Origin of the sequence: Streptomyces sp. NPDC052396 (genome assembly GCF_044593195.1) — a bacterium.
Taxonomy (GTDB): Bacteria; Actinomycetota; Actinomycetes; order Streptomycetales; family Streptomycetaceae; genus Streptomyces.
This window is the reverse complement of the sequence record NZ_JBIUAW010000001.1, coordinates 724,921-743,041: the sequence shown is the minus strand read 5'-3', so window position 1 is coordinate 743,041 and position 18,121 is coordinate 724,921. Positions and strand designations below refer to the sequence as shown.

The following is an 18,121-nucleotide window of genomic DNA, read 5'->3' as shown; positions in this document are numbered from 1 at the left end:
TCCGAGGGACGGCCCCGCCGTTTCGTCTGCCCGCGGCGCAGGGGCGGGGCGGAATCGAACCGCCTTCCTCCCACACGTCATAAAGGCGCTCTACCAGCTGAGCTCCACACCCCGGCGCCGCAACCGCAGCGTACTCATCGACGTATCCCACCGACAAAATGGGCCGGGCCCCTGGGATCATCCCAGGGGCCCGGCCCAATTGCTGACGAACCGACAACCGTCAGCTGTCGTCCTCGTCGATCAGGAAACCACGCATCGGCGAAGGCGCCTGCATCGGCTGCGGACCCTGCGGCCGCACCGGTGCCATCGGCTGGGTCATGGCCGGCGACATCTGCTGCTGCCCGCCATAGGACGGGTTGCCCGTCGACTGACCGTGACCACCCATGCTGTGCCCGCTCATTCCGGCACCGGCCGAGGCCATGGACCCGCTCATCGAGGGGGCCGGCGGCAGCGACGGGGCGCTGGAGGCACGCGGCGGGGCCAGCGAGTCGTCCGCCTGGTTCTCCAGCTGACGCAGCTGGCTCTCCAGGTAGGACTTCAGACGGGTGCGGTACTCGCGCTCAAAGCCGCGCAGGTCCTCGACCTTGCGCTCCAGCGTGGCGCGCGCGGACTCCAGCGAGCCCATCGCGACACGGTGCTTCTCCTGCGCGTCCCGCTCCAGGGCGTCCGCCTTGGCACGGGCGTCCCGCTCCAGACCCTCGGCACGGCTGCGCGCCTCGCCGACGATCTTGTTGGCCTCGGAACGGGCCTCCGCGATGGCCTGGTCCGCGGTCTGCTGAGCGAGCGACAGAACGCGAGCCGCGCTGTCGCCACCCGGGCCCTGGCCCGGCTGCGGCAGCTGCGGGCCACCCATCGGACCGCCCTGGCCCATCGGACCACCCTGACCCATGGGACCGCCCTGGCCCATCGGACCACCCTGACCCATGGGGCCACCCTGGCCCATCGGACCACCCTGACCCATCGGCCCGCCGAGCGGGCCGCCCATGGGACCGTTCTGGCCCATGGGGTTCTGTCCCATCGGGCCCGCGCCGTGCGGACCCTGGGGACCGTGGCCGTGTCCGCCCGGCCCGGCCGGCAGCTGCGGGGCACCGCCCGGCAACTGCGGCGGGCCGCCCATCTGCTGCTGGTTCGGCGGCACCGGCTGCGGGCCGGATATGGCGGCGGGCACCGGAGCACCGGGTCGCTGGTCCTGCGGCTCGGGCTTGCGCATTCCCTGCTGCTGGTTCTGCGCGGCGGCCCGCGTGGCGGCAGCCAGCTTGGCGCGCAGGTCCTCGTTCTCCCGCAGCAGCCGGGTCAGCTCGGCCTCGACCTCGTCAAGAAAGGCGTCGACCTCGTCCTCGTCATAGCCTTCTCGGAGACGGACGGTCGTGAACTGCTTGTTCCGCACGTCCTCGGGGCTCAGCGGCATCTCTTCTTCACCTCAACGTAGTCGTCGGCAATCGGCAAGACCGTATCGTTCACAGCCGCGTTCACAGCCGGCTCACGACGGTGATCAGGATGTAGACGATGATCATCAGTACGAAGAAGGACAGGTCGAGCGCCACACCCCCGAGACGCAGCGGCGGAATGAACCGCCGCAGAAGCTTGAGTGGCGGATCGGTGACAGTGTAGGTGGCCTCAAGGATGACCACCATCGCCTTCCCGGGTTGCCATGAGCGGGCGAACTGGAAGACGTAATCCATCACCAATCGGAAGATGAGCACGATCAGAAAGCAGTACAGCGCGATGTAGATCACCTGCTGTGCGATGCCCATCCCGCGCTTCCCTCTCCCCTTGCTCGTTCCCGAACTCCCGGCCAATTCGGCCGTCGCCCAGCCGGTATTGCCCGATAATGCGTCTCTAGCTCTGGTTGAAGAACCCGCCCTCCGCGATACGGGCCTTGTCCTCCGCCGTGACATCGACGTTAGCAGGAGACAGCAGGAACACCTTCTGCGTCACCCGTTCGATGCTGCCGTGCAGACCGAAGACCAACCCCGCGGCGAAGTCCACGAGTCGCTTCGCATCGGTGTCGTCCATCTCCGTCAGATTCATGATCACAGGGGTGCCCTCGCGGAAGTGTTCCCCGATGGTACGGGCCTCGTTGTAGGTCCGGGGGTGCAATGTCGTGATGCGGTAGGGCTCCCGCTCGGACACAACCTTGGGCATGATCACCGGTGCGTTCTTCTCCAGAGAGTGGCGTTCGGGTGTGATGGACGACACGGGGGCGATTCGGGCGGGTCGTCCGTTTTCCGCTGAGAGCGGAGTGGGTTCGCGCTGCGCCGGCGGCTGGGCGACTCGAACCGGTTCATCCGGTTGCGTCTGTTGGGCCTGGTGCTGCTGCTGCCGCCGCCGGTCGGGCTCCGGCTCGGGCTCGAACTCGTCATCGGGGTCGAACCCCCGGCCGTCGTACCCATCGTCCTCCACGAGGCCGAGGTAGACCGCCATCTTGCGCATCGCGCCGGCCATTCTCTGCGTCCTCCGCTCTGTGGTGGATCGGCTCCTCAGCGGCGCTGGATCCACGTGCCATGCCCGCCTTTTGACGGGAATGACCATATTTTGTTGCTGTGGTCCGACTCTTGGCGACGTTACCGGAGCCCGGGTCGGACTCCGAGTACCGCTGTGCCGACACGTACATGTGTCGCACCCGCCGCCACGGCGTCTTCGAGATCCGCGCTCATCCCTGCGGACACCATGTTCGCAGCCGGATGGGCCCCGTGCAGGTCCGTTGCGATTTCCCGCAGCCGCTCGAAGGCGGCCCGGGGACGGCCGGCATACGGACCGGCGAGCGGAGCCACCGTCATCAGTCCCGCCGGACGCAGACCTTCCGCCTCGGCCAGGGCGTCGGCGAGGGCCATCACCCCGTCCGGCGCGACACCGCCCCGCCCGGAGACCTCTCCCGACTCGGCGTCAAGTGCCACCTGGATCAGGCAGTCCAGCTCCCGCCCGGCCCGGACGGCCGCCGCGGAGAGGGCGGTGACCAGCCGGGCCCGGTCAATGGAGTGCACCACATCGGCGTACTTCACCACCGATCGCACCTTGTTTGTCTGCAATTGACCGACAAAGTGCCAGGTGAGTGGCAGATCCTGGCATTCCGCGGCCTTGGGGGCGGCGTCCTGGTCCCGGTTCTCCGCGACATGACGCACCCCCAGCTCCGCCAGGTGTCTGACGTCACTCGCCGGATAGGTCTTGGTGACCACGATCAGGGTCACCTCCGCACGCTTCCGGCCCGCCGCCGCGCAGGCGGCGGCGATACGTTCCTCCACCTGGGCGAGGTTGTGCGCCAACTGAGTTCTGCGGTCCGTCACTGCTCAGCCGTCCAACCAGACATAACTGGCGAGCCGTCCGGTCACGCGCTCGCGCCGATAGGAGAAGTGGTCCGCCGACTCCAGCGTGCAAACCGCCGGCCGGCGGGCGCCGGTGACACCCGATCGGCCGAGCTGGGCGAGCACTCCGGCCGCCACGTCCACCGCCGGGGTGCCCTGCCGGGTGGTGGCCCATGCCTCGGGCACCGCCTCGGCCACCTCGGCACGCATCCGCTCGGGCACCTCGTAACAGCCACCGCAGACCGAGGGTCCAAGGTGGACGGTCATCCGCTCCGGCCGGGCGCCCAGCGCGGTCATCGCCTCCACCACCGCCGGGACCACCCCGGCGACCAGCCCGGGCCGTCCGGCGTGCGCCGCCCCGGTCACTCCGGCGACCGGATCGGCGAGCAGCACCGGGGTGCAGTCGGCAGTCAGCACCGCCAGCGCCAGTCCCCGGCGGGCCGTCACCACCGCGTCCACCGCCGGGATCTCCCCGCTCCGCCACGGTCCGTCCACCACGGCGACGTCCCGGCCGTGCACCTGGTTCATCCAGACGACCGCCGCCGGGTCGAGACCCAGCGCGCGGGCCGCCCGCTCCCGGTTGGCACCGACCGCCGCCGGGTCGTCGCCGACCGCGCCGCCCAGGTTGAGCTCCGCATACGGAGCGGCGCTCACTCCGCCCCACCTGTCGGTGAAGGCGAAGTGCGCGCCGCTCGCGTGTGCCACGTATGGCTGAGGCTGCACTGTGTGCTGATGGCCTATCAAGGTGTGTGCCGCTACTTCAGGAAGTCGGGAACGTCCAGTTCCTCGGCGGTCGAGTCCTGGTACGGCCGGGCCGGCGGGACCTGGGGCGAGGACATCGGCGGCGGGGGGACCTCGGCGACCGGCGCCGGGTCGGCCGGCACCGGCTCCTCGGTGCGCGGGGTCACGCTGCCCAGGCCGCCGAAAGACGGGCGGACCGGCTCGGCCGGGGCCGGGCGGCTCGCCGGGGTGGCCGGGGTGCTCTCCTCACGGCCGCCGTAGGACGAGCCGAGGACCTTGTCGCGGTTCTTGGCCGGCGGCTGGCCGCCGTCGAAGCCGGCCGCGATCACGGTGACCCGGACCTCGTCGCCCAGTGCGTCGTCGATGACCGCACCGAAGATGATGTTGGCCTCGGGGTGGGCCGCCTCGCTCACCAGCTGGGCCGCCTCGTTGATCTCGAACAGACCGAGGTCGGATCCGCCGGAGATGGAGAGCAGCACACCGCGGGCGCCGTCGATGGAGGCTTCCAGCAGCGGCGAGGAGATGGCCATCTCGGCCGCGGCCACCGCGCGGTCGTCGCCGCGCGCCGAGCCGATACCCATCAGCGCCGAACCCGCCTCCGACATCACCGACTTGACGTCGGCGAAGTCCAGGTTGATCAGACCGGGGGTGGTGATCAGGTCGGTGATGCCCTGGACACCGGAGAGCAGCACCTGGTCCGCGGACTTGAACGCGTCCAGCACGCTGACCTGCCGGTCCGAGATGGACAGCAGCCGGTCGTTGGGGATGACGATCAGGGTGTCGACCTCATCGCGCAGCCCCGCGATGCCGTCCTCCGCCTGGTTCGCCCGGCGGCGGCCCTCGAAGGTGAACGGGCGGGTGACCACACCGATGGTCAGGGCGCCCAGGGAACGGGCGATGTTGGCGACCACGGGCGCGCCGCCGGTGCCGGTGCCGCCGCCCTCGCCCGCGGTGACGAAGACCATGTCGGCCCCCTTGAGGACCTCCTCGATCTCCTCGCGGTGGTCCTCGGCGGCCTTGCGGCCGACCTCGGGGTTGGCGCCGGCGCCGAGGCCACGGGTGAGCTCACGGCCGACATCGAGCTTCACATCGGCGTCGCTCATCAGCAGGGCCTGTGCATCGGTGTTGATCGCGATGAACTCGACGCCCTTGAGACCGACCTCGATCATCCGGTTGATGGCGTTGACGCCACCGCCGCCGATGCCGACGACCTTGATGACTGCGAGGTAGTTCTGCGGTGCTGCCACGTCGAAGGCCTCTCGCCTCGAGTTACGTATGCCTGGGGGACGGTTCCCAATGCCAACCCGAACCCTAACGTTGAAGTTTAGGGTTACTCGTGTCACTGTTCCCTGGGTTCTCGGGACAGGACACTAAGTCGACAAGTGGTGCGTGTTCAACGAACACGCCGAACCTCCCGTTTTTCTTTTCACCCTATGTGATCACCCATAGGCGTAGCCAACCAGGGTGCTGGCAGAGCCGACCGGTCGTCAACTCCCCGACGCCGCCGGGGCACTCGGAGCGCTGACATTGAAGTGCTTCGCACCAGGCGCCGCCTTCATCAGTGCAGTGAGCGTACGGGCCTTCGCGTCACCCCGCTCACCGCTCCCCCACACGACGGTCCGACCGCCCGTCAGTTCCACGGTGATGGAGTCGTACGAGCGTACGCGAACGGCGACGGTGTCCTGGCGCACCGGAGCGGGCAGGTCGTTGGCGACCCGGACGCCTTCGCGCTCCAGGCGGTGGGCGCCGAAGCGGCGGGTGCTGGCGGCGGCGGGCGAGTCCTCGGAGGTCTCCAGGGTCAGCCTGGGCACCCGCTCGGGCGCCCGGATGACTGTGGCGAACCGCACGCCCATACCGTCGATTTCGATAAATTTCCCGTCCTTTTCGAGGACGGCTTTCGGCTGGCGTTCGGTCACTTTGAGACTGATGGTGTGCGGCCAGGAGCGGTCGGCGTCCACCGAGGCCACCCGGGGCAGCCGGGCGCGCAGCCGGTCCTCGATGGCGCCGGTGTCCACCGAGACCAGGGGGTCGCCGAGGGGAACCGCGGCCGCCTCGCGGACCTCGGCGGGCGTCAGCACGGTGGTTCCGGTGACCTCCACACGAGTGGCCCGCAGCAGGCTGGACCCGTACAGCACCCAGGTGACCCCGGCGCCCAGCAGGACGGCGGCGGCACCCCACAGGAGCAGCCGCCGGCCGCGGGTGAGCCGGCGGTGGAGGGCGGAGAGGCGCTTGCCGACGCCCGGTCCGCCGGCCGGCTTCCGGGGGCCCTTGGCGGCCTTGGACGGCCGGGAGGGGCCGGGTGCCGACGATTTCGGCTTCGGTTTACGGCTCTTGTCGCCACCGCGCCGGGCGGTCGTCGGTCCGGCCACGCTCCCAGCCTCCTGCCTGCGGCGCTCAGCCCCTGCGCGCCGCGATCGCCTCGTACACCATGCCGACCAGCAGCTCGTCGGCGTCGCGGCGGCCGAACTCGGCGGCCGCGCGGGACATTTCGTACAGCTTGTGCGGGTCGGCGAGCACCGGAAGCACCTGATTCTGCACCCAGGCGGGACTCAGCTCGGCATCGTCGACCAGCAGGCCGCCACCGGCCTTGACCACCGGCTGGGCGTTGAGCCGCTGTTCGCCGTTGCCGATGGGCAGCGGGACATAGGCGGCGGGCAGCCCGACGGCGGACAGTTCGGCGACGGTCATCGCGCCGGCGCGGCAGAGCATCATGTCCGCCGCGGCATAGGCGAGATCCATCCGGTCCACATACGATACCGGGATGTATGGCGGCATTCCGGGCATGTTGTCGACCGGCGGCAGTTCATTCTTGGGGCCCACCGCGTGCAGGATCTGGACGCCCGAGCGCTGGAGCACCGGGGCGACGGTCTGGACGACCTCGTTCAGCCGGCGGGCGCCCTGCGAGCCGCCGGAGACCAGCAGCGTGGGCAGGTTGGGGTCCAGCCCGAAGGCCGCCCGCGCCTCGAAGCGCAGGGCCGCCCGGTCCAGGGTGGCGATGGAGCGGCGCAGCGGGATGCCGACATAGCGGGCGTTGCGCAGCTTGCTGTCCGGGGTGGACACGGCCACCGCCGAGGCATAGCGCGAGCCGATCTTGTTGGCCAGGCCGGGGCGGGCATTGGCCTCGTGGACGACGATCGGCACGCCGAGCCGCTTGGCGGCCAGATAGCCGGGCAGGGCGACATAGCCGCCGAAGCCGACCACACAGTCCGCCTTGGTGCGCTCCAGGATCTGCTCGGCCGCCTTGATGGTGCCGCGCAGCCGCCCGGGCACGGTGATCAGCTCCGGGGTGGGCTTGCGCGGCAGCGGGACGGCGGGGATCAGCCCCAGCTCATAGCCCCGCTCGGGCACGAGCCGGGTCTCCAGGCCCCGTTCCGTGCCGAGCGCTGTGATCCCCACGGTCGGGTCCTGCCTGCGCAGGGCGTCCGCGAGGGCGAGCGCGGGCTCGATGTGGCCGGCGGTCCCCCCGCCGGCGAGTACGACATGCACCGAAATTCACCGCTCTCCGGACGGCCGCTTCTTGACGCGCCGTCTCATCGTCTTCCATCTCACCCCAGGCTGCCGCATGGCCAGCGCCGCCCGTGCACCGGGTTCGTCGCGCGCGAAGGCGATCAGCAGCCCGATGGCGAACATGGCAGGCAGCAGGGCGGACCCTCCGTAGGAGAACAGCGGGAGCGGCACTCCGGCGATCGGCAGCAGGCCGAGCACCGCACCAATGTTGACCACGGCCTGGGCCGTGATCCAGGTGGTCACCGCTCCCGCGGCGTATCTCACGAAGGGTTCCTCCGTGCGTCCGGCCACGCGGATACCCGCATAGCCTAGAGCCGCGAACAGGGCGAGCACCGACAGCGTCCCTGCCAGCCCCAGTTCCTCGCCGGTGATGGCGAAGATGAAGTCGGTGTGAGGCTCGGGCAGTTCGCCCCATTTCTCCACACTGGCACCGAGGCCGGCGCCGAACCAGCCACCGTTGGCCAGCGCGTAGATGCCGTGCACGGCCTGCCAGCACTGATCGTTGGGGCCGGGGTCGGTGGCGCCGATGCAGGCCAGCCGGGACATCCGGTTGGCGCTGGTCTTGATGAACAGGGCGGCCAGCGCCACGGTGACACCGAACACCCCGGAGAACAGCCGGGTGGGCGCGCCCGCCACCCACAGCAGCCCCAGCAGCACCGCGGTGAGGACCACCGTGGTGCCCATGTCGCCGCCCAGCATGATCAGGCCGAGCAGGACAAAGGCCACCGGGACCAGCGGGACCAGCAGGTGCTTCCACTGGTTGAGCAGATTCTTGGCCTGTTTGCGGGCCAGCAGGTCGGATCCCCACAGCACCAGCGCCAGCTTGGCGAACTCGCTGGGCTGGGCCTGGAAGGGCCCGCCCAGCGAGATCCAGTTGGTGTTGCCGTTGATGGTCTCGCCGATGCCCGGCACCTGGACCAGCACCAGCAGGAAGGCCGAGCCGGCCAGCAGCGGGTAGGCCAGCGCGCGCAGGATGCGCACCGGCGTACGGGCGGCCACCAGCAGCAGTACGGTGCCGATGGCGGCCGCCAGCAGCTGTTTGCGGAAGAAGTAGGTGGGGGCCAGGCCGCTCTGCAGGGCCTTGATCTGGGAGGCCGAGTAGACCATCACCAGGCCCAGCACGGTGATCAGCAGGGAGCCGCCGAGCAGCAGGTAGTAGGCGGTCAGCGGCCGGTCCCAGGCCCGTTTGGCGCGCCGTACCAGGGTCTGCAGCCCGCCCCACACGGTGCCCCGGCCGGGCGGCCGGGCGCCGGCGCCGCCGCGCGGGCGGGGGGCACGGACGGGACGGGCGCCGGCCGGGGTGCCGCGCCGGGCGACCCCGGAGTGGATCCCGGCACTGTGATGGGCCTGCATGGTCCCCTCCGCTGATCTCCCGCGCCGCACTCCCGCGGCGCGGGGACCGTGCGGCTACTGCTGAGCGCCGCGGCCGGAGGGCAGTTCCCGGACCGCTTGGGCGAAGGCCTCGCCGCGCTCTCCGTAATTGGTGAACATGTCCATCGAGGCACACGCCGGAGCCATGAGGACGGTGTCTCCCGGTCCGGCGAGCCGTGCCGCCTCCTGGACGGCCGCGGCCATCGCCCCAGTGTCGGTCCGGTCGAGGTCGACCACCGGCACATCGGGGGCGTGTCGCGCCAGCGCCTCCCTGATCAGCGCCCGGTCGGCGCCGATCAGCACGGCACCGCGCAGCCGCTTGGCGGACCTGGCCACCAGTTCGTCGAAGGTGGCGCCCTTGGCCAGTCCGCCGGCGATCCAGACGATGGACTCATAGGCGGCCAGCGAGGCCTCGGCGGCGTGGGTGTTGGTGGCCTTGGAGTCGTCGACGTAGGCCACGCCGTCCACGTCGGCGACATGGGCGATGCGGTGGGCGTCGGGGCGGAAGGCGCGCAGTCCGTCGCGGACCGCCCGCGGCTCCACGCCGAAGGCGCGGGCCAGGGCGGCGGCGGCCAGGGCGTTGGCGATGTTGTGCGGTGCCGCCGGGCTGATGTCGGAGACCTCGGCCAGCTCCTGGGCGTTGCGCTGCCGGTCCGCCACAAAGGCCCGGTCGACCAGGATGCCGTCCACCACGCCGAGTTCGGAGAGTCCGGGCGGGCCCAGGGTGAAGCCGATGGCCCGGCAGCCCTCCTCCACGTCGGCGCGCTCGACCAGGCGCTCGGTGGCCGGGTCGGTGGCGTTGTAGACGCAGGCCACCTGGTTGCCCTCGTAGATCCGGCCCTTGTCGGCGGCGTAGGCCCGCATCGAGCCGTGCCAGTCCAGGTGGTCGGGGGCCAGGTTGAGCACGGCGGCCGAGTGGGCGCGCAGTGAGGGCGCCCAGTGCAGCTGGTAGCTGGAGAGCTCCACGGCCAGCACGTCGTAGGGCTCCTGGGAGAGCACCACATCGATGATCGGGGTGCCGATGTTGCCGACGGCGGCGGTGCGCAGGCCGGCGGCCTCCAGGATGGCGGCCAGCATCTGCACGGTGGTGGTCTTGCCGTTGGTGCCGGTGACGGCCAGCCAGGGCGGGGCGCCCTCGCCGCGCAGCCGCCAGGCGATCTCCACATCGCCCACCACGTCCACGCCCGCCTCGGCGGCGGCCGCGAACAGCGGGCTGTCCGGGCGCCAGCCGGGCGAGGTGACGATCAGCTGGGTGCCCTCGGGCAGGGTTTCGGCGTCGGCGAGGCGGACGGTGATGCCCTCCGCCTCCAGCCGGGCGGCCCGCTCGCGCAGGGCCGGGCTGTCGCCGCCGTCCACCACGGTGACGCGCGCGCCGAGGCCGGCCAGGGCGCGGGCGGCGCTGACGCCGCTCACGCCGAGACCGGCGACGGTGATCTGCTGGTCGGCGAAGTCGCTGAGGGTCATTTGATGGCCAGCCATCCGGCGTAGAAGATTCCCAGGCCGACGGCCACGCACAGGCCCTGGATGATCCAGAACCGGACCACCACAAGGACCTCGCTCCACCCCTTGAGTTCGAAGTGGTGCTGGAGCGGGGCCATCCGGAAGACCCGCTTACGGGTCAGGCGGAAGGAGCCGACCTGGATGACCACGGACATGGTGATCAGTACGAACAGGCCGCCGAGCAGGGCCAGCAGCAGCTCGGTGCGGGAGCAGATCGCCAGGCCCGCCAGCGCGCCGCCCAGGGCGAGCGAGCCGGTGTCACCCATGAAGATCTTGGCGGGTGAGGTGTTCCACCACAGGAAGCCGAAGCAGGAGCCCATCAGGGCGGATGCCACCACGGCCAGGTCGAGTGGGTCACGTACCTCGTAGCAGCCGGCACCGGCGGTCACCGAGTTGCCGCACCACTGGCCGTGCTGCCAGGTGCCGATGAAGACATAGGCGCCGAAGACCATCACCGAGGCACCGGTGGCCAGGCCGTCCAGGCCGTCGGTGAGGTTCACGCCGTTGGACATGGCCAGGATCATGAACAGCGCCCAGACCACGAAGATCACCGGGCCGACCGACCAGCCGAAGTCCTGGGTGAAGGAGAGCCTGGTGGAGGCCGGGGTCTGGCCGCGGGTGTCGGCGAACTGCAGGGCCAGCACCGCGAAGGCGATGCCGACGATCAGCTGTCCGGCCATCTTGGCCTTGGCCCGCAGGCCCAGGCTCCGCTGCTTGACGATCTTGATGTAGTCGTCCAGGAAGCCGACCAGGCCCATGCCCGCCGTCAGGAACAGCACCAGCAGACCCGAGGTGGTGGGCGCCTTACTGGTGATCACCTTGGTGACGGCATAGGCGATCAGGGTGGCCAGGATGAAGGCGATGCCGCCCATGGTGGGCGTGCCCTTCTTGCTGCCATGGGTACGCGGGCCGTCGTCGCGGATGAACTGGCCGTAGCCCTTGCGGGCCAGGAACTTGATCAACAGCGGGGTGCCGATCAGGGTCAGGAACAGACCGATCACACCCGCGAAGAGGATCTGGTTCATCGACCGGTGACCTCGCCCTCGCCCGCGAGCAGTTGCTCCGCGACCCTCTCCAGGCCGACCGACCTGGACGCCTTCACCAGTACGACGTCTCCCGGGCGCAGCTCGCTGCGCAACAGGTCGACCGCCGCCTGCGCGTCGGACACGTGCACCGACTCCTCACCCCACGAACCCTCGTTATAGGCGCCCATGCGCAGCCAGGCCGCTTCCCTGTCCCCGACTGCCACGAGCTTGCTGACGTTGAGCCGGACGGCGAGCCGTCCGACCGCGTCGTGCTCGGCGAGTGACTCCTCGCCCAGCTCGGCCATCTTGCCGAGCACCGCCCACGTCCGCCGCCCGCTGCCCATGGCGGCCAGCGCACGCAGTGCGGCTCGCATGGATTCGGGATTGGCGTTGTAGGCGTCGTTGACGATCGTCACGCCGTCCGGACGCTCGGTGACCTCCATCCGCCAGCGCGAGAGCTGCCCCGCCCCGGAGAGCGTGGCGGCGATCTCGTCGGCGGGCATGCCCAGCTCATGGGCGACGGCGGCCGCGGCGAGCGCGTTCGACACGTGGTGCTCACCGTACAGCCGCATGGTCACTTCCCCGCACCCGGTGGGTGTGTGGAGCGTGAAGGAAGGCTGTCCAGTGGCGGTAAGACGCACGTTTTCGGCCCGGATGTCGGCATCGGGGGCCTCGCCGAACAGCACGATACGGGCCTTGGTGCGCGTGCTCATGGCCCGGACCAGCGGGTCGTCCGCGTTGAGCAGGGCCACCCCGCCCTCGGCGGCCGCCGGCAGCGCTTCCACCAGCTCGCCCTTGGCCACCGCGATCTGCTCCCGACCGCCGAACTCGCCGAGGTGAGCGGTGCCCACATTGAGCACCAGGCCGATCCGCGGCGGGGTGAGCTCGGTGAGGTAGCGGATGTGGCCGATTCCCCGGGCGCCCATCTCCAGCACCAGGTAGCGGGTGTCCTCGGTGGCGCGCAGCGCGGTCAGCGGCAGGCCGATCTCGTTGTTGAGGTTGCCGGCCGGGCAGACGGTGGGGCCCAGGGCGCCCAGCAGCTGGCCGATCAGGTCCTTGGTGCTGGTCTTGCCCACCGAGCCGGTGAGCGCCACCGCGGTGCTGCCGGCCCGCTCCGTCACGGCGCGGGCCAGGGCGCCCAGCGCCCGTTCCACATCGTCCACCACGATGGCGGGGACGCCGACGGGGCGGGCGGCCAGCACCGCCGCCGCACCCGCCTCGACGGCGCGCCGCGCGTAGTCGTGTCCGTCGACATGCTCGCCGGCGAAGGCGGCGAACAGGCTGCCGGGCTCCACCTGGCGGGAGTCGATCACCACCGGGCCGGTGACGGTGCGGTCCGGGTCCGGTATGTCGTACTGCCGCCCGCCGGTGATCCCGGCGATCTCGGCCAGTGAGAGTGCGATCACGTCAGATCATCCCTGGTCGTTCGAGTGCGGGGCGGCCGTGCGGCGGTGCTCGATGGCCTCGCGCAGGACCTGGCGGTCGTCGAAGGGCCGGACCACTCCGGCGATCTCCTGGCCCTGCTCATGGCCCTTGCCCAGGACCACCACGGTGTCGCCGGGTTCGGCGCGGTCCACGGCGGCCGCGATGGCGGCGGCGCGGTCCTCCAGCAGCAGGACGGTGCCGCGCTGGTCGGCGGGCACCTCGGCGGCGCCCGCGAGCATGGTGGCGAGGATCGCCAGCGGGTCCTCGGAGCGGGGGTTGTCGCTGGTCAGCACGGCGGTGTCGGCGAGCCGGGCCAGGGCGGCGCCCATCGGGGCGCGCTTGGTCCGGTCACGGTCGCCGCCGCAGCCGAGCACGGCGTGCAGCCGGCCGGTGGTGACCTTGCGCAGGGCGCGGAGAACCGATTCGACGGCGTCCGTCTTGTGGGCGTAGTCCACCGTCGCCAGGTACGGCTGGCCGGCGTCCACCCGCTCCAGCCGGCCGGGCACCCCGGGCACCGCGGCCACGCCGTCGGCGGCGGTCTGCGGCTCGATCCCGGCGGCGGTCAGCGCGACCACCGCGGCCAGCGCGTTGGCCACGTTGAACGGGCCGGGCAGCGGCGCCTTGGCGCGGACCGTACGGCCCTCCGGGCCCAGGATGGTGAAGCGGGAGTCGACCGGGCCGGTCTCCACGTCCACGGCCCGCCAGTCGGCGTCCTCGCGGCCCTCCGCGGAGAAGGTGATCACCGGGACCTCGGACTCGCCCTCCGCCAGCCGGCGCCCATAGGCGTCGTCCAGGTTGACCACGCCCAGCCGGCTGCGCTCCTTGGTGAACAGCTCGGCCTTGGCCTGGAAGTAGTCCTCCATGCCGGAGTGGAACTCCATGTGCTCCGGGCTGAGGTTGTTGAAGACCGCCACGTCGAAGACACAGCCGTCCACCCGGCCCAGCCGCAGCGCGTGGCTGGAGACCTCCATGGCGACCGAGCGCACCCCGCGCTCGCGCATCACCGCGAACAGGGCCTGCAGGTCGGTGGCCTCGGGGGTGGTGCGCTCGGACTTCAGCCGCTCGTCCCCTATCCGGGACTCCACGGTGCCGATCAGGCCGGTGGTGCCCAGGGAGCGCAGCCCGCCCTCGATGAGGTAGGCGGTGGTGGTCTTGCCCGAGGTGCCGGTGATGCCGACGCGCAGCAGGTCGTGGCCCGGCTCGCCGTAGATGGCGGCGGCCAGCGAGCCCATCCGGCCGCGCGGGTCGGGCACGGTGAGCACCGGCAGCCCGGTGGCGGCGGCGCGCTCGGCGCCGGCCGGGTCGGTGAGCACGGCCACCGCTCCCAGGCCGGCCGCCTGGGCGGCGAACCCGGCGCCGTGGAAGCGGGCGCCCGGCAGGGCCGCGTAGAGGTCGCCGGGGCGGACCGCGCGGGAGTCATGGGTGATGCCGGTGACGGCGACGGCCGCCCCCTTGGGGGCGGTGATGCCCAGCTGACCGGCCAGCTCCGTCAGCGGTACGGGGCTCACCCGGGTGGGACGCGGCGCTCCGGGGCTCGGCGCGGGCGGGTTGGTTTGGGACTGATCAGCGTGGGGCACGGCGGTGAGCGTACCGGGCGCACCCGCCCCGTCGCGAAGCGAGGGGCGCGCCGGGCCGTGGTTCCCGGGGTCGGGAGTGCCGTGCGTCACAGTCGTCTGCCCGGTCGTGGCGCTCAGTCGTAGCTCACCGGCAGCCGGGGGGGCCGGCCGCCGGTGGGCGGCACCTGGAGGGTCTTCAGCGCGAACTCCATGACCTGCCGGTACACCGGGCCGCAGATCTGGCCGCCGAAGTAGCTGCCGCTGGTGGGGTTCTGGATGGCGCAGTAGACCGTGAGCCGGGGCTGGTCGGCGGGGGCGAAGCCGGCGAAGGAGGCGGTGTAGCCGTGGTAGCGGCCGGTGCGCGGATCCACCCGGTTGGCCGTGCCGGTCTTGCCCGCGACCCGGTAGCCGGGGATCGCCGCCTTGACGCCGGTGCCCTCCCGGTCGTCGACCACCGACTCCAGCATGGCGGTGAGCTCCTTGGCGGTCTTCTCGCTGATCACCCGGGTGCGGGGCGCCGCCGTGGCGGGCTCGAAGCGGCCGTCCGGGCCCTTGCTGCCGCGCACCAGACTGGGCTGGACCCGTTCCCCGCCGTTGGCGATGGTGCTGTAGACCGAGGCGGCCTGTACCGCGTTGAGGGAGAGGCCCTGCCCGAAGGGCACGGTGTACGGCTGGGTGGCGCTCCACTTGGCGGGCGGCACCAGGATGCCGGGGGTCTCGCCGGGGAAGCCCAGGCCGGTGGGTCTGCCCAGGCCGAACTTGCGCAGATACGAGTAGAGGACGTCGTTGGCCTGCTCCCGGGTCTTGCCCAGCTGTTCGCTGGCCAGGATGGTGCCCAGGTTGCTGGACTTGGCGAGCACCCCGTTGAGGGTGAGGTGCCAGGTGGGGTGGTCGATGTCGTCGGCGAAGGAGTGCTCGGCGCGCACCAGCCGGTTGGGCACCTCCACATGGGTGTCCGGGGTGGCCACGCCCTCCTCCAGGACGGCCGCCATGGTCATCACCTTGCTGGTGCTGCCCGGCTCGTAGGCGTCCATCAGCGCGGGGTTGCCCATGGCCGAACGGTCCGCGTGGGCAAGGTCGTTGGGGTTGTAGCCGGGGGCGTTGGCCATGGCCAGGATCTCGCCGGTGCGGGTGTCCTGGACGACCACATAGCCGCGGTCCGCCTGGGACTTGCGCACCTGCTCGGCGATGGCGTTCTGGGCGGCCCACTGGATGTCCCGGTCGATGGTGAGCTCCACATCGGAGCCGGGCACCGCCGCCTGTTCCTTGACGTCCCCGGTGGGCACCTGGCGGCCGCCGGACTGGGCGTAGACCCGCTTGCCGTTCTTGCCCGCCAGTGCCTTGTTCAGCTGGCCCTCCAGGCCGCCGCCGCCCTGGCCGTCGGCGTTGACGAAGCCCAGCAGCCCGGCCGCCAGGTCGCCATTGGGGTAGACCCGCTTGCTGTGCGGCTCCCGGCCGATGCCGGACAGCAGGTGCAGGCCGCTCTTCCGGGGCGCCTTGGCGGCGGCCTTCTTCTTCAGCTCCTTGATCTGGTTCCACACCTGCGGGCTCTGCTGGCGGGCCAGCACCACATAGCGGGACTTGGGGTTGGCGGTGAGCTTCTGCTCCAGGCCGTCGGCGCTCTCCCGCAGCACCGGGGCGAGCAGCTCGGCCACCTCGCGGGGGCCGCCCTGGGTCTTGAGCCGCTCGGGGGTGAGCAGCCCGGGGTCGGCGGTGATGTCGTAGGCGTCCACGGTGGTGGCCAGGTCCACCCCGTCGCGGTCGGTGATGTTGCCGCGTTCTGCGGCCAGGGTGACCGGGATATAGCGGTTGAGGTTGGCCCGGGCGGCGTAGGAGCCGGCGTCCAGGGCCTGCACCTGGAGCAGCCGCACGGTGAACGCCAGCATGGCCAGGGTCAGCCCGGCGCCGATCAGCCGCAGCCGGGGCTTGGGGCTGCCCAGCCGCAGCGGCCGGCCGCCGGTGCGCTGGCGGGGCGGCTGGGGGGTGCGGGAGGACGGGCGCGCCGGGCGCGCGGGACGCGCCGCAGGGCGCGCGGGGCCGGGTACTGGGCGGCGGGGCTGCCTGGGCGCCGTCACGACCTCACCTGCCTGTCGGTCCGGGGAGCGCGGTGGGCGGCGGCGCGCTGGGCACCGCCTTGGGCTGCTGCGGTACGGGGGCGGCCGGGGCCGGTGCGACGGGGGCCGGGGACGGCGGTGGCGGCGGGGCGGGCACGGTGAAGGCGGTGTTGTCCGCCTCGGTGGCGTCGCCGGAGGCGGCCGGGGCGGGCTGTCCGGTGACCGTGCCGTCCGGGTTGAGGAAGGCGGGCGGGCCGCCGGGCACCAGGCCCATCTCGCGGGCCCGGCGCTCCAGCGCGTCCGGCGCGGCCAGCTGGTCGACCTCCTGCTGGAGCGCCTGCTGCTCGTCGGTCAGCTCGGTGGTCTTGCGCTGCAGCCGGCTGAGCTCGAAGGAGCCCTGGTTGAGGGAGGAATTGAGCAGCAACAGCGAGATCAGTCCGGAGCCCAGCAGCAGCACCGTCAGCAGTACGAAGGGCGTGCGCCGGGTGCCGAGCGGACCCAGCGGCAGCAGCCGCCCCAGCCGGCCGCCGCGGATCACGGAACGTCCTCGCGGATGCGCTCGGCGCCGCGCAGCCGGGCCGGGGCGGCGCGCCGGTTCTCGGCGATCTCCTCCTCGGTGGGCAGTTCGGCGCCCCGGGTGAGCAGTTTCAGCCGCGGCTGGTAGCGCTCGGGCACCACCGGGAGTCCCGGCGGGGCGGTGCTGGTGGCGCCGGCCGCGAAGACCTGCTTGACGATGCGGTCCTCCAGCGACTGGTACGACAGCACCGCGACCCGTCCGCCCACCGCCAGCGCGGCCACCGCGGCCGGGATGGCCTGCTCCACGCTGGCCAGTTCGGCGTTGACCTCGATGCGCAGGGCCTGGAAGGTGCGCTTGGCCGGGTTGCCGCCGGTGCGCTTGGCGGCCTGCGGCAGCGCCTCGCGGATCAGCTCCACCAGCCGGGCGCTGTTGCTGAACGGCTCCTTCGCGCGCTCCCGGACGATGGCCGACACGATCCGCTTGGCCTGCTTCTCCTCGCCGTAGGCGCGCAGGATGCGCACCAGTTCACCGGGCGGGTAGGTGTTGAGCACCTCGGCCGCGCTGATCCCGGTGGTCTGGTCCATGCGCATGTCCAGCGGGGCGTCCTGGGCGTAGGCGAAGCCGCGGTCGGCCTCGTCCAGCTGCATGGAGGAGACGCCCAGGTCGAACAGGATGCCCTGGACCTTCTTGATGCCCAGCCGGTCCAGCACCTCGGGGAGCTCGTGGTAGACGGCGCGCACCAGTGTCGCGCGCTCCCCGTAGGGGGCCAGGCGCTCCCCGGCCAGGGCGAGCGCGGTGGGGTCCCGGTCCAGGGCGATCAGCCGGGCCTCGGGGAAGGCCCTGAGCAGGGCCTCGCTGTGGCCTCCGGCGCCCAGCGTGCAGTCGACGACCACCGCCCCTGGCTCGGTGAGCGCGGGAGCGAGCATGTCCAGACAGCGCTGGAGCATGACGGGGACGTGTCGCGCGTTGCTGGTCATGCGCCCTTCTGACGTCACGGGGCGCGGCGGGTACGTACCGCCGGGTCCCCACCCGCTCGAAGGGGAACGGACCGTCCGGCACCGGAGTGCGGGGCCGTACGAGCCGGGAGCGGGAGGAGGCCGAGGGGTGCGTACGCGTCGCGCGC

16 protein-coding genes and 1 tRNA gene are annotated in these 18,121 nt (G+C 71.7%); all 17 read right to left on the bottom strand.

The features are described 5' to 3' along the window. Positions 1–39: 39 nt before the first annotated feature. A tRNA-OTHER gene (locus tag ACIHFE_RS03665) sits at positions 40–113 on the bottom strand. A gap of 107 nt (positions 114–220) precedes the next feature. Then, a complete protein-coding gene (locus ACIHFE_RS03660) occupies positions 221–1,408 on the bottom strand; it encodes a DivIVA domain-containing protein (RefSeq protein ID WP_400104118.1) in 1,188 nt (395 codons plus the stop codon). Between the two features lie 61 nt (positions 1,409–1,469). Next, positions 1,470–1,754, bottom strand: coding sequence for a YggT family protein (locus ACIHFE_RS03655; protein ID WP_400104117.1), 285 nt, complete (start codon positions 1,752–1,754; stop codon positions 1,470–1,472). An 85-nt stretch (positions 1,755–1,839) separates the two neighbouring features. After that, positions 1,840–2,445 carry a cell division protein SepF gene (locus tag ACIHFE_RS03650; RefSeq protein WP_400104116.1) on the bottom strand — a complete coding sequence of 202 codons (606 nt, stop codon included), beginning with the start codon at positions 2,443–2,445 and terminating at the stop codon, positions 1,840–1,842. A 119-nt stretch (positions 2,446–2,564) separates the two neighbouring features. Next, entirely contained in the window at positions 2,565–3,284 is a 720-nt protein-coding gene (locus ACIHFE_RS03645) for a YggS family pyridoxal phosphate-dependent enzyme (RefSeq protein WP_400104115.1), read from the bottom strand. 3 nt (positions 3,285–3,287) lie between these two features. Further along, positions 3,288–4,046: a peptidoglycan editing factor PgeF gene (gene pgeF / locus ACIHFE_RS03640; RefSeq protein WP_400104114.1), complete on the bottom strand. Its 759-nt coding sequence runs from the start codon at positions 4,044–4,046 to the stop codon at positions 3,288–3,290. 11 nt (positions 4,047–4,057) lie between these two features. Then, positions 4,058–5,290 (bottom strand): cell division protein FtsZ, encoded by a 1,233-nt coding sequence (ftsZ, locus tag ACIHFE_RS03635; protein ID WP_400104113.1) that lies wholly within the window; start codon positions 5,288–5,290, stop codon positions 4,058–4,060. 240 nt (positions 5,291–5,530) lie between these two features. Beyond that, positions 5,531–6,412 (bottom strand): cell division protein FtsQ/DivIB, encoded by an 882-nt coding sequence (locus ACIHFE_RS03630; RefSeq protein WP_400104112.1) that lies wholly within the window; start codon positions 6,410–6,412, stop codon positions 5,531–5,533. A 25-nt stretch (positions 6,413–6,437) separates the two neighbouring features. Further along, positions 6,438–7,529: an undecaprenyldiphospho-muramoylpentapeptide beta-N-acetylglucosaminyltransferase gene (murG, locus tag ACIHFE_RS03625; RefSeq protein WP_400104111.1), complete on the bottom strand. Its 1,092-nt coding sequence runs from the start codon at positions 7,527–7,529 to the stop codon at positions 6,438–6,440. Positions 7,530–7,535: 6 nt separating this feature from the next. Beyond that, positions 7,536–8,903 carry a putative lipid II flippase FtsW gene (gene ftsW / locus ACIHFE_RS03620; RefSeq protein WP_400104110.1) on the bottom strand — a complete coding sequence of 456 codons (1,368 nt, stop codon included), beginning with the start codon at positions 8,901–8,903 and terminating at the stop codon, positions 7,536–7,538. Between the two features lie 54 nt (positions 8,904–8,957). After that, the gene (gene murD, locus ACIHFE_RS03615) at positions 8,958–10,400 is read right to left on the bottom strand and encodes a UDP-N-acetylmuramoyl-L-alanine--D-glutamate ligase (protein WP_400104109.1); all 1,443 of its coding nucleotides are present in this window, start codon (positions 10,398–10,400) and stop codon (positions 8,958–8,960) included. Further along, on the bottom strand, positions 10,382–11,446 hold the full coding sequence (mraY, locus tag ACIHFE_RS03610) for a phospho-N-acetylmuramoyl-pentapeptide-transferase (protein WP_400104108.1): 1,065 nt from the start codon (positions 11,444–11,446) through the stop codon (positions 10,382–10,384). The genes murD and mraY overlap by 19 nt, the downstream gene beginning before the upstream one ends. Next, on the bottom strand, positions 11,443–12,852 hold the full coding sequence (gene murF / locus ACIHFE_RS03605; protein WP_400104107.1) for a UDP-N-acetylmuramoyl-tripeptide--D-alanyl-D-alanine ligase: 1,410 nt from the start codon (positions 12,850–12,852) through the stop codon (positions 11,443–11,445). The genes mraY and murF overlap by 4 nt, the downstream gene beginning before the upstream one ends. A gap of 6 nt (positions 12,853–12,858) precedes the next feature. Beyond that, positions 12,859–14,538 (bottom strand): UDP-N-acetylmuramoyl-L-alanyl-D-glutamate--2,6-diaminopimelate ligase, encoded by a 1,680-nt coding sequence (locus ACIHFE_RS03600; RefSeq protein ID WP_400104106.1) that lies wholly within the window; start codon positions 14,536–14,538, stop codon positions 12,859–12,861. 23 nt (positions 14,539–14,561) lie between these two features. Beyond that, positions 14,562–16,502: a peptidoglycan D,D-transpeptidase FtsI family protein gene (locus ACIHFE_RS03595; protein WP_400104105.1), complete on the bottom strand. Its 1,941-nt coding sequence runs from the start codon at positions 16,500–16,502 to the stop codon at positions 14,562–14,564. A 4-nt stretch (positions 16,503–16,506) separates the two neighbouring features. Continuing rightward, the gene (locus tag ACIHFE_RS03590) at positions 16,507–17,019 is read right to left on the bottom strand and encodes a septum formation initiator family protein (protein WP_400104104.1); all 513 of its coding nucleotides are present in this window, start codon (positions 17,017–17,019) and stop codon (positions 16,507–16,509) included. Next, positions 17,016–17,975: a 16S rRNA (cytosine(1402)-N(4))-methyltransferase RsmH gene (rsmH, locus tag ACIHFE_RS03585; protein WP_400104103.1), complete on the bottom strand. Its 960-nt coding sequence runs from the start codon at positions 17,973–17,975 to the stop codon at positions 17,016–17,018. The genes ACIHFE_RS03590 and rsmH overlap by 4 nt, the downstream gene beginning before the upstream one ends. Between the last annotated feature and the right edge of the window lie 146 nt (positions 17,976–18,121).

What these genes read in the sequence shown, in the direction of transcription:
- ACIHFE_RS03660 (WP_400104118.1), bottom strand. Translation starts at nt 1,408, where the DNA reads ATGCCGCTGAGCCCCGAGGACGTGCGGAACAAGCAGTTCACGACCGTC.
- ACIHFE_RS03655 (WP_400104117.1), bottom strand. Translation starts at nt 1,754, where the DNA reads ATGGGCATCGCACAGCAGGTGATCTACATCGCGCTGTACTGCTTTCTG.
- ACIHFE_RS03650 (WP_400104116.1), bottom strand. Translation starts at nt 2,445, where the DNA reads ATGGCCGGCGCGATGCGCAAGATGGCGGTCTACCTCGGCCTCGTGGAG.
- ftsW (WP_400104110.1), bottom strand. Translation starts at nt 8,903, where the DNA reads ATGCAGGCCCATCACAGTGCCGGGATCCACTCCGGGGTCGCCCGGCGC.
- murD (WP_400104109.1), bottom strand. Translation starts at nt 10,400, where the DNA reads ATGGCTGGCCATCAAATGACCCTCAGCGACTTCGCCGACCAGCAGATC.
- mraY (WP_400104108.1), bottom strand. Translation starts at nt 11,446, where the DNA reads ATGAACCAGATCCTCTTCGCGGGTGTGATCGGTCTGTTCCTGACCCTG.
- rsmH (WP_400104103.1), bottom strand. Translation starts at nt 17,975, where the DNA reads ATGACCAGCAACGCGCGACACGTCCCCGTCATGCTCCAGCGCTGTCTG.